Source organism: Cetobacterium sp., assembly GCF_048470075.1.
GTDB lineage: Bacteria > Fusobacteriota > Fusobacteriia > Fusobacteriales > Fusobacteriaceae > Cetobacterium_A.
This window is the reverse complement of sequence record NZ_DBGBQB010000018.1, coordinates 1-9,774: the sequence shown is the minus strand read 5'-3', so window position 1 is coordinate 9,774 and position 9,774 is coordinate 1. Positions and strand designations below refer to the sequence as shown.

At 29.7% G+C, this 9,774-nt stretch carries 10 protein-coding genes and 1 riboswitch; of the genes, 8 read left to right on the top strand and 2 right to left on the bottom strand.

Annotated features, from left to right (window positions below):
- The first annotated feature begins 16 nt into the window (after positions 1 to 16).
- From ACMOUI_RS00540 to ACMOUI_RS00510, 7 genes are all read left to right on the top strand, one after another.
- Complete coding sequence (locus tag ACMOUI_RS00540) at positions 17 to 1,009, top strand: LacI family DNA-binding transcriptional regulator (RefSeq protein WP_418963793.1); 993 nt, start codon at positions 17 to 19, stop codon at positions 1,007 to 1,009.
- Positions 1,010 to 1,039: 30 nt separating this feature from the next.
- Positions 1,040 to 2,332 (top strand): histidine phosphatase family protein, encoded by a 1,293-nt coding sequence (locus ACMOUI_RS00535; protein WP_418963792.1) that lies wholly within the window; start codon positions 1,040 to 1,042, stop codon positions 2,330 to 2,332.
- A gap of 22 nt (positions 2,333 to 2,354) precedes the next feature.
- The gene (locus tag ACMOUI_RS00530) at positions 2,355 to 2,936 is read left to right on the top strand and encodes a sugar O-acetyltransferase (protein ID WP_418963791.1); all 582 of its coding nucleotides are present in this window, start codon (positions 2,355 to 2,357) and stop codon (positions 2,934 to 2,936) included.
- A gap of 274 nt (positions 2,937 to 3,210) precedes the next feature.
- Positions 3,211 to 4,245, top strand: coding sequence for a methionine ABC transporter ATP-binding protein (locus tag ACMOUI_RS00525; RefSeq protein ID WP_418963790.1), 1,035 nt, complete (start codon positions 3,211 to 3,213; stop codon positions 4,243 to 4,245).
- Complete coding sequence (locus ACMOUI_RS00520) at positions 4,226 to 4,906, top strand: methionine ABC transporter permease (RefSeq protein WP_418963789.1); 681 nt, start codon at positions 4,226 to 4,228, stop codon at positions 4,904 to 4,906. Before ACMOUI_RS00525 ends, ACMOUI_RS00520 begins: the two co-directional genes overlap by 20 nt.
- 35 nt (positions 4,907 to 4,941) lie before the next feature.
- Positions 4,942 to 5,772, top strand: coding sequence for a MetQ/NlpA family ABC transporter substrate-binding protein (locus ACMOUI_RS00515; protein ID WP_418963788.1), 831 nt, complete (start codon positions 4,942 to 4,944; stop codon positions 5,770 to 5,772).
- 38 nt (positions 5,773 to 5,810) lie between these two features.
- Positions 5,811 to 6,980, top strand: coding sequence for a M20 family metallopeptidase (locus tag ACMOUI_RS00510; RefSeq protein ID WP_418963787.1), 1,170 nt, complete (start codon positions 5,811 to 5,813; stop codon positions 6,978 to 6,980).
- Positions 6,981 to 7,055: 75 nt separating this feature from the next.
- On the opposite strand, the gene ACMOUI_RS00505 is transcribed toward ACMOUI_RS00510, so the two are convergent.
- Complete coding sequence (locus ACMOUI_RS00505) at positions 7,056 to 8,372, bottom strand: dihydrolipoyl dehydrogenase family protein (RefSeq protein WP_418963786.1); 1,317 nt, start codon at positions 8,370 to 8,372, stop codon at positions 7,056 to 7,058.
- Between the two features lie 148 nt (positions 8,373 to 8,520).
- Here ACMOUI_RS00505 and ACMOUI_RS00500 point away from each other — a divergent pair, with 148 nt between their 5' ends.
- Positions 8,521 to 8,985: a hypothetical protein gene (locus ACMOUI_RS00500; protein ID WP_418963785.1), complete on the top strand. Its 465-nt coding sequence runs from the start codon at positions 8,521 to 8,523 to the stop codon at positions 8,983 to 8,985.
- 39 nt (positions 8,986 to 9,024) lie between these two features.
- On the opposite strand, the gene ACMOUI_RS00495 is transcribed toward ACMOUI_RS00500, so the two are convergent.
- Positions 9,025 to 9,516 (bottom strand): DUF4402 domain-containing protein, encoded by a 492-nt coding sequence (locus ACMOUI_RS00495; protein WP_418963784.1) that lies wholly within the window; start codon positions 9,514 to 9,516, stop codon positions 9,025 to 9,027.
- 43 nt (positions 9,517 to 9,559) lie between these two features.
- Positions 9,560 to 9,635, bottom strand: a riboswitch (cyclic di-GMP riboswitch).
- Positions 9,636 to 9,774 lie beyond the last annotated feature (139 nt).

Genomic DNA, 9,774 nt, shown 5'->3' with positions numbered 1-9,774 from the left:
AAATAGGTGGGATAAAATGAAAAAGAAATTAACAATAAAGGAGATAGCTGAACTTTCAGGAGTTGGTAAAAGTACAGTATCTAGATTTTTTAACAATGGATATGTGAGCGAAAATGTAAGAGGAAAAATAGAAAAAATTATTGCTGAAAATAACTATGAACCCAATGTTTTTGCCAGAGGAATAAAAGCTAAAAACAACCGATTTATAGGAGTGATTGTTCCATGTTTAGACTCTACAATCACATCTACCATCTTGATGAAATTGGATAACAAATTAAGAGAGTTAGGTTATGTTCCACTGATAATAAATACAAATCATAGCGTATCATTGGAGATATCAAATTTAGAAAACCTATCCAGATTGAATGTGGAGGGAATAATTTTAATCGCTACTGAGATTACTAAAAAGCATAGAGAATTCGTAAATAGAAGTAGGGTTCCAGTGCTCTTTATTGGCCAAATTTGTGAAGAGACTTACTCCATAGTTAATGATGAGGAAGAAGCTGGTAAACTTATGGGAGAGTATATATCTAAGTGTGGTCATAAAGATATTTTATATGTAAGTGTAGATGAAAAAGATATCTTGGTAGGATCTGTGAGAAAAGATGCAGTGTTAAATGAATTTTTTAAAAATGGAATAAAAGTGGACATAATTATGAGTAATTTTACTTTAGAAACCACAGAGCACCTTGTTTTTGATTATTTGAAAAACAGAAAACCTACATGTATAGTGTGTGCAACAGACAATATGGCTTTTGGTGCTATTAAAGCCTTGAATAGATTGGATATAAAAATTCCTGAAGAGATATCAGTAGTCGGATTTGGTGGATATAAAATATCAGAATTGATCTCCCCGCCTCTTACAACTATAAAATTTTTTAACAGTTTAACTGGAGAGTTAGCAGCTGAAAGTATTGTAAAACTCCTAAATAAAGAGGTCATTCCCAAAGTTCAAAAAATAGATTTTGAATTTTTAAAAAGAAAAAGTGTAAAGATGTTGAATAGTTAATCAATAAATTTTAAATTATGGAGGGTTGAAATGAGAAAAATAAAATTGTTGTTTATATTCTTATTGATATGTTTAGCTAGTTTTGCACAGGATAATAATTTTTTAGGAAGCCAGTCTCTTTATGTAAAGGTGAATGAAAAATATACTGAAGCACCAGATGGATTTTCACCATTTTATATCAATCATTTGGGAAGACACGGAGCAAGATATTTGAGTAGTTCTAAATCTATTGACAAAATTATTGGTATATTGACAAAAGCTAAGGAGAAAAATGAGTTAACACCTTTAGGAGAAAAACTTTTAGTAGATATATTGAGTTTAAAAAATTATGAGAAAGAAAACTATGGACTTTTATCTCAAATTGGGAAAGATATGGAATTTGGAATTGGAAAAAGAATGTTTGAAAATTATCCTCAAGTTTTTGAGAAAAATAGAAAAATTTTTGCTGTGGCAACACATGTGAAAAGAACCCAGCAAAGCATGGAAAATTTTTTAGAAACATTTAAACAAAATACTCTAAAGGACAGCATAGAAACAAAGATAAATGGGGATGTAGATCCTATCTTAAGATTTTTTGATTTAAACTTAGAGTATATAGAGTTTAAAGAAAGTGGAGATTGGAAAACACTGTTGAATAAGTTTCAAAAAAGAAGTGAAATTTATATTGAAATAACTAATAAAATCTTTAAAAATAAGAGTGTGATGAATCCTAAGGAAAGTTTGAAATTTACTACAGATCTCTATGGATTATATACAAATCAATATGATATAAGTAAAGATGTAGGATTAAAAAAATATTTTACAGAGGATGAGTTAAAATATTTTTGGGCCAATAAGAACTTATCTATGTATTTAGAAAAAGGACCTAGTAATGTGGGACAAAATTTACCAACAGATATCTCTTTTGCTCTTTTAGAGGATTTTTTATCAACTACAGAAAAAGCTATTAAAGACCAAAGTATAGCAGCTAATTTAAGATTTGCTCACGCTGAAACAGTTGTTCCTTTTGCAAGTTTATTAAAAATTGACTTTGCTTCAAAACAAACTGATGACTTAAACAGTGTGGAAAATATCTGGAAAGACTATGAAGTTTCGCCAATGGGTGCTAATATTCAGTGGATTTTTTATAAAAATGATAAAAATGATATCTTAGTAAAAATGCTTTATAATGAGAAAGAGATTAGCTTCCCACTAGATAGCGATATAAAACCATACTATAAATGGGAAGAGGTAAAGAAATACTATGAGAGCGTTATAGATGGATTAAAGATAAAAAAATATGATACTATAGTCGATGAGGTTAAATATTTTAAGGCATCATAGATTATAACAAAAGGGGAGAGATATGGAGAAAGAAAGAGAAAAGATGATAAGTGGAGAGATGTATGATCCAAGTGATGAGCAACTAGTAAAAGATAGAGAAGCTGCAAAAATATTTTGTAAAGAGTATAATTTGACAGATGATACAAACTATGATTTAAGAAAAAAAATGATTCAAAATTTTTTAGGGAAAACAGGTGATAAGTTACATATTGAGTCAAATTTTAGAGTGGAGTATGGATATAATATTGAAATAGGGGAAAACTTTTATTCAAACTATGACTGCCTACTTTTAGATATCTGTCCAATTATAATTGGAGATAATGCAATGTTAGCACCAGGGGTACATATTTATTCCGCAACGCATCCCCTAGACCCTAAAGAGAGAAATTCAGGAAAAGAGTATGGAAAGCCAGTAAAAATTGGAAATAATGTTTGGATAGGTGGAAGATCAGTTATAGCACCAGGGGTGACTTTAGGAGATAATGTTGTTGTTGCAGCAGGTTCTGTTGTAACGAAAAGTTTTCCAGATAATGTTGTAATAGGAGGAAATCCAGCTAAAATAATAAAATATATAGAGATTAAAGAGGAAAAAAATAAAAATTAATTTGACATAAGAGTTTTGATGTGTTAGTATACTTAAAAATAATTTATGGGAGTGGTTTAGATGACATACAATTTAATATCAAAAACTACAATGATGAATATGATGATGCCTATGGGAGTTGGAACCAAAAATTAGTTTTTAATTTTGGGACGAACTCATTTTTGCTTTACCAAATGAGAGAGCTCCCAAGGAATAAAGTTGTTAAGATAAAGCTTGGGATTTTAAATCTCAAGCTTTTTTTATTTTTTAGACTTATGAGATAGGGAGGATTAGAATGATACAACTAAAAAATATTATTAAAACTTATGAAAATAAGGGACAGAATATTGAAGCTTTAAAAGAGTTATCTTTTGATTTTAAAAAAGGAGAAATAACTGGAATAATAGGTTATTCTGGAGCAGGAAAAAGCACACTATTAAGATGTATAAACCTTTTGGAAGTTCCAAGTTCTGGGGAAGTTATAATTGATGGTATCAACTTAAATAAATTGGATTCTAAGGATTTAAGAGAAACTAGAAAAAAAATAGGTATGATATTTCAACATTTTAATCTTATGAGAAGTAGAAATGTGGCTAAAAATATAGCTTATCCACTAAAAGGAAGCGGACTTTCTAAAAAAGAGATAGAAGAGAGAGTTGATGAGCTTTTAGATTTAGTCGGATTAAAGGATAAAAAATATAGCTATCCATCTCAGTTGAGTGGAGGACAAAAACAAAGAGTTGGAATAGCGAGAGCATTAGCAAATAGACCAAATCTTATTTTATGCGATGAAGCAACTTCTGCACTGGATCCTGAAACAACTGTTTCTATTTTAAAGCTATTAAAAAAAATCAATAAGGAGCTAGGTGTAACAATAGTTCTTATTACTCATCAAATGGAAGTTATAAAAGAGATATGTGATAGTATAGTCGTTATGGAGGATGGATTTATAAAAGAAGAGGGAGATGTAATTGATATCTTTTCTAGACCTCAAGCCCCAATAACAAAGAGATTTTTATCATCTATTTTTAACACAGAAAAAATTAATAACTATTTGGAAAATATAGTGGTTAAACCAGAGGAAAAAATAGTAAAGTTAGCTTATGTGGGAAGCAGTACAGAGGAAGCCTATATATCAAAAATTTCTAGAGATTACAATGTAGAAGCCAGTATTTTATTTGGAAATATAGAGATTATAAAGGAAACTCCAATAGGTAACTTGATAATAAAGCTAGGTGGAAGTGAGGGAAATATTATAGATACAATAGAGTACTTAAATAAAAATAGAATATATACGGAGGTTTTAAAAGATGGAAAAAAACTTATATAGTTATTTTGAAAATGTCATAAAATATCAAGATGAGATGGTTCGTGCCATGGGAGAAACACTTATAATGGTCGCTATAGCAGGGACAATTTCAACATTGATTGGAACAATTATGGGAATAGTTTTAGTAATAACTAGAAAGGGAGGAATCTTAGAAAATAATCTGATTAATAGTATCTTGGGAAAAATTATAAATATTTTTAGATCAATACCGTTTGTAATTCTATTAGCTGCTTTAATTCCTGTAACAAGATTTTTTATGGGAACAACAATTGGATTAAAAGGAGCAATAGTTCCTCTTATATTTGGATCAGCTCCATTTGTTGCTAGACAGATAGAATCGGCACTACTTAGCGTTGATTCAGGAGTTATAGAAGCTGCTTATGCTATGGGATCCTCACCTTTTGAAATAATTTATAGGGTATTGTTAAGGGAAGCTTTACCAGAAATAATATATGCGCTTATTATAACTACTGTTAGTTTGATTGGGTTTTCAGCAGTGGCAGGAACAGTTGGTGGAGGAGGACTTGGAGATTTTGCAATCAGGTATGGATATCAACATTTTAAAACAGATATTATGGTAATAACAATTATAATTTTAGTTACTTTAATAACTTTTATACAGTGGTCAGGAGAAAAGATATTAAAAAAAATAAAACATTAAAAATAAAAAATTGGAACTTTAGGGAGGAAAGAATTATGAGGATATTAAGAGTTTTAAAGGTAGTGGTGTTTTTAGTTTTATCAGCAGTGATATTTTTAGGGTGTGGAAATTCGTCAGATAACTCTGAGAATAAGGATAAAAAAGTGGTAAAGTTAGGAATAAATGGGGATGAAAATGTAATTTGGGAAAACGTGAGAGATCAACTTGCAAAAGAGAATATAGAGTTAAAATTTATAAATTTTGCAGACTATATAAGACCAAATTTGGCACTTCAAGATAAGGAGATAGATATAAATGCATTTCAAACTGAGATATATTTTGATAATTTTAAAAAGGAACATAAATTATCAATAGTTAATTTAGGATATACAGTATTAGCTCCTATGGGAATCTATTCTAAAAAATTAACTGATCTATCTGAGTTAAAAAATGGGGCAACAATTGCCATTCCAAATGATAGTTCAAATGGTGGAAGAGCTTTACTTTTACTTCAAGATGCGGGTCTTATTGGTTTAAATAAAGATGCAGGAGCTTTTCCAAGAGTTAAAGATATTATAGAAAATCCTAAAGAGTTAAAGGTTGTTGAACTGGTAGCAACTCAAATACCAAGATCAATAGAGGATGTAGATATAGCTGCTATAAATAATGGAGTTGCTGTACAAGCAGGATATTCACCTTTAGCAGACTCAATTTTCATTGAAGATTATAAAAATGAAAGATTAAAACCATATTTTAATATAATTGCATCAAGAGAGGATAATCAAAATAAACCTGAGATAAGAAGAGTATTAGAGGTTTATCAAACTGCTGAAAATAAAAAAATTATAGATGATTATTATAAAGGGTCATCAATAGCTGTATTCTAAAATCATATAGGATTGAAATAAAAAATTGGGAGGAAATAATGGAAAGTAGAGTTATAAATTTTTTAGATAATAATAGAGAGAATTTTATAGATATTAGTCAAAGAATACATAAAAATCCAGAGATAGGAAATGAGGAGTATTTTGCTTCAGATTTATTGACAAAATTTTTAGAGGATAGAGATTTTGATATAAAAAGAGATGTGGCAGGTCATAAAACAGGATTTATAGCTCGAAAAAAATCCAAGCATGGGGAGTTCCCAAAAATAGCTTTTTTGGCAGAGTACGATGCATTACCAAATTTGGGTCATGCTTGTGGTCACAATATTATAGGAGCTATAAGTGTAGCTGGAGCAGTTGCATTAGCAGAACTTTTTGATAGTATACCGGGTGAGATTATTGTCTATGGATGCCCTTCAGAGGAGGGTGGAGAAAATGGAAGTTCAAAAGGTTCATTTGTTAGAGAGAATCTATTTGATAATGTGGATGTAGCAATGATAATACATCCAAGTAGTGAACATTCAATAACTAAAAAAAGTTTAGCAGTAAATCCGTTGGATTTTGAATTCTTCGGTAAATCATCTCATGCTGCCGGATCTCCAGAAAATGGAAAAAATGCTTTAGATGCACTACTACATTTTTTTAATGGGATTGCAACATTGAGACAGCATGTAAAACCAGATGTTAAAATTCATGGAATAATAACTCATGGTGGTGATGCTCCAAATATAATTCCAGATTATACAAAGGCTAGATTCTATATAAGGTCTTCAACAAAAGAGGGGTGTGATGAGGTTACCTCAAAGGTGGAATCAATAGCTCAGGGAGCAGCTCTTATGACAGGATGTACAGCAAAGATTTCAAGTTTTCAAAATAGAGTGGATAATCTTATACCAACAAGATATTTTGATGAACTATATGTGGAAACTATGCAAAAGTTAGGGGTGGATGTTTGTGTAGATTCAAAAAAAGGGATGGGTTCAACAGATGTGGGAAATGTGAGCCATGTGATACCGACAATTCATCCAAATATAAAAATTTGTGATTGTGATGTTTCGGGGCATACACACGAATTTGCAGAGGCTGCTAGTTCACTAAAAGGTGATGAGGCTGTAATATTAGGGGGAAAAGCTTTAGCATTATTGGGATTGGACTTAATTATAAATAAAGATAGATTAGACAATGTAAAAAAATCTTTTTTGAATAGATAGTCTCATTGAAAAATATTTAATTTGGCGTCAAAAGTCTTTTTTTTGACGCCTTTTTTAAATAAAGTATCATATATTCTATGGTAAAAAACTTTTTAAATAATCTATATAAGCTTTTTTTGCTAGGTTTCTAATATAGTATGTATAGGTTGGATATGCTTGAATAGACTTTAAAATTTTATAAAATTTAATTTTATTTCCAATCATCAGTTGTAAAAAGCCTATAATTTCACCAGCACGTTCACCAATACAGGTAGCTCCAACAATATTAAATTTATCATCACAAACAATTTTTAAGAAAAAAGCTTTTTCAAATGTGATCAGGCTTCTTTCATTATTTAAATCTAAAGTATATGTATAGATTTTTTTATATTTTTTATTGGCACTCTCCTCATCTAAACCAACTTTTGAAACTTCAATATCCCCAAAAAGTGTCCAAGGAATATGGGAGTAATCAACTTTTTTCATAAAATAGGGGAAAAGTATATTTCTTATAACAATCTCTCCTTGATACCCTGCAACATGGGAAAATTTAAAAGATGATGCTATATCACCAATAGCAAATATATTTTTTGAAGTAGTTCTCATAAACTCATCAACATCAATACCCTTTGAATCATATTTAATATCGGTATTCTCTAAATTTAAATCTTGGATATTAGGAACCCTTCCAGCAGATATAAATATTTTTTCACTTAAAAACTCTCCATTGTTAGTCTTTATTAGAATATTATTGTCTATAGTTTCAATCTCCATAGATACACAGTTTAAAACTAAATTAATACCAGCATCTTTTAATTTTTTCAGATAAAAATCTCTCACTTCATCTTCCATCATGGGTAGAAAAATGTTGGATCTCTCTAAAATAGTGACATCTACACCTAGTTTTTTTAATGGAAAAGCTAATTCTAAAGAGATTACTCCAGCTCCGATTAAAGTAATTTTTTTATAGTTTTCTTTCTCATAAAAGAAATTATGGTTGGCTAAATAGTCCACCTTCTCCAACCCTTTTATATTGGGAATAAAGGGGGAACTTCCTGTAGCAATAACAATATATTTTCCTATATATAGATTTCCATTGACTGAAACAGTATTTTTATCTATAAAGGTTGCTTTGCCTTTTACAAAATCTATATTTTTAAAATTAGAAATATGAGGGAGTTCGTTGTCTCCAACAGCGTGTATATTTTTTGTTACCATATCCAGAGCATCATTTAAAGTTGAAGTTATTTTAGAGGCTGAGATAAAGCTTTTAGAGGGTATACATCCTCCCCATGTACATTCGCCCCCTAGATGATCCTTTTCAATTAAAAGAATTTTTTTTCCAGCAGAAGCTAGACCAATAGAGACTGTGAGTCCACCAGCTCCTCCACCAATTATAATCGTATGATACATATATTCCTCCTCGTTAGTCATAGTTAATATGGTATAGTATTATATACTACGAATAACATACAATTGCAATATTATCTATAAGTTATTTATATATTCTATAAAGTGTGTTATACTATATATCTAAGAAAATATTATGGAGGCATATCAAATGAATGATATATTAACTAAAATTTCAAGAAAATATATAAAAAATTTAAAAGAACAAAGACCTGAGGATAAAGAGAGTAATATAATATATGGAAAAATATTAAATATTTTAGAGAAAGACCCAACACTAAATTTATTTGGACTTTTAAAAGAGTTAAATAAAGGAAAAACATTCTATGAAAAAAATAAAGTTAGAAATAGAAGAGATAGACTTACAAATTTAGAGATTTTAATAAAGAACGCTAATACAGTTGTAGATAATGTTTTGGCAGAGGATGAGGAAAGTTTAAGAAGAGTTGAACGTAGTCTAAATAGATCTGATATCTATAGAGATAGAATGGCTATGAACATTCTTTTATTGGAGTTTCCATCACCAGAGTTTCATGAAGTTTATTACATAATAAAAAATGAGCAGTGTAAAAAGTTTTTATTAGAGGTTATAGAGGAGATAAGAAAAAATAAATAAAAAAATCCTTATACATTAAGAATGTATAGGGATTTTTTTTTATTCATAGATAGCTCTCATTTTAATACTACCAGTATAATTTCCAGGAGCTTGGTCAGTTTCAGGAGTAGCTGAAGCAGCTATGTGTAGATTTAATTTTCCATTAGGTTTTAAATTAACAAACTTATTTCCTTGATTTATTTTTTTACCAGAATCATCAGTACAATTAAAATAAACCATGAAAGAACTATCACTATTTGATGTTGAAGTTATAGGAATTTCAAAATTGTCCTCCTGCGCTTCTAAACCATCAAAAGTAATCTTTACTCTAGCATTCTCTTCTCCACTTAACGTAAAACTCGAACGTGCTGTACCTATAACTCCTGGTAGAAGTGATCCAAAGTTCAAAGGTCCATTAGATTGCACAGTTAAAGGTTTAATAATAGTTGCTGTAATATCCATAGTAGCTTCATTATTACCAGATGAACTTACGTTTGAATAGCTCAATGAACCTATTCCAAGTAAAAAACTAAAAACTAAAATTTTTTTCATATTCCCTCCCTCTATAAGATAAAAAAAACCAGTCACACTAAAAAAGTGCAACTGGCTGTCATTTTAAAGACCCTATAGTTTTGCGTCATAAGGTTTCCCTTACTTTGCCATTGTTATTATTTATTTTATATAGAAATAATATAATAAAAACAATAAAAAGTCAAGAGTTCTCCTATTTATATTAAAATTTTTTTAAAAGCAAGGAAAAAAAGTTTTAATTGGTAAATAATGATAAATAAATATGTGAAGTTCTAAAAG

What these genes read in the sequence shown, in the direction of transcription:
- ACMOUI_RS00540 (WP_418963793.1), top strand. Translation starts at nt 17, where the DNA reads ATGAAAAAGAAATTAACAATAAAGGAGATAGCTGAACTTTCAGGAGTT.
- ACMOUI_RS00535 (WP_418963792.1), top strand. Translation starts at nt 1,040, where the DNA reads ATGAGAAAAATAAAATTGTTGTTTATATTCTTATTGATATGTTTAGCT.
- ACMOUI_RS00530 (WP_418963791.1), top strand. Translation starts at nt 2,355, where the DNA reads ATGGAGAAAGAAAGAGAAAAGATGATAAGTGGAGAGATGTATGATCCA.
- ACMOUI_RS00525 (WP_418963790.1), top strand. Translation starts at nt 3,211, where the DNA reads ATGATACAACTAAAAAATATTATTAAAACTTATGAAAATAAGGGACAG.
- ACMOUI_RS00520 (WP_418963789.1), top strand. Translation starts at nt 4,226, where the DNA reads ATGGAAAAAAACTTATATAGTTATTTTGAAAATGTCATAAAATATCAA.
- ACMOUI_RS00515 (WP_418963788.1), top strand. Translation starts at nt 4,942, where the DNA reads ATGAGGATATTAAGAGTTTTAAAGGTAGTGGTGTTTTTAGTTTTATCA.
- ACMOUI_RS00510 (WP_418963787.1), top strand. Translation starts at nt 5,811, where the DNA reads ATGGAAAGTAGAGTTATAAATTTTTTAGATAATAATAGAGAGAATTTT.
- ACMOUI_RS00505 (WP_418963786.1), bottom strand. Translation starts at nt 8,372, where the DNA reads ATGTATCATACGATTATAATTGGTGGAGGAGCTGGTGGACTCACAGTC.
- ACMOUI_RS00500 (WP_418963785.1), top strand. Translation starts at nt 8,521, where the DNA reads ATGAATGATATATTAACTAAAATTTCAAGAAAATATATAAAAAATTTA.
- ACMOUI_RS00495 (WP_418963784.1), bottom strand. Translation starts at nt 9,516, where the DNA reads ATGAAAAAAATTTTAGTTTTTAGTTTTTTACTTGGAATAGGTTCATTG.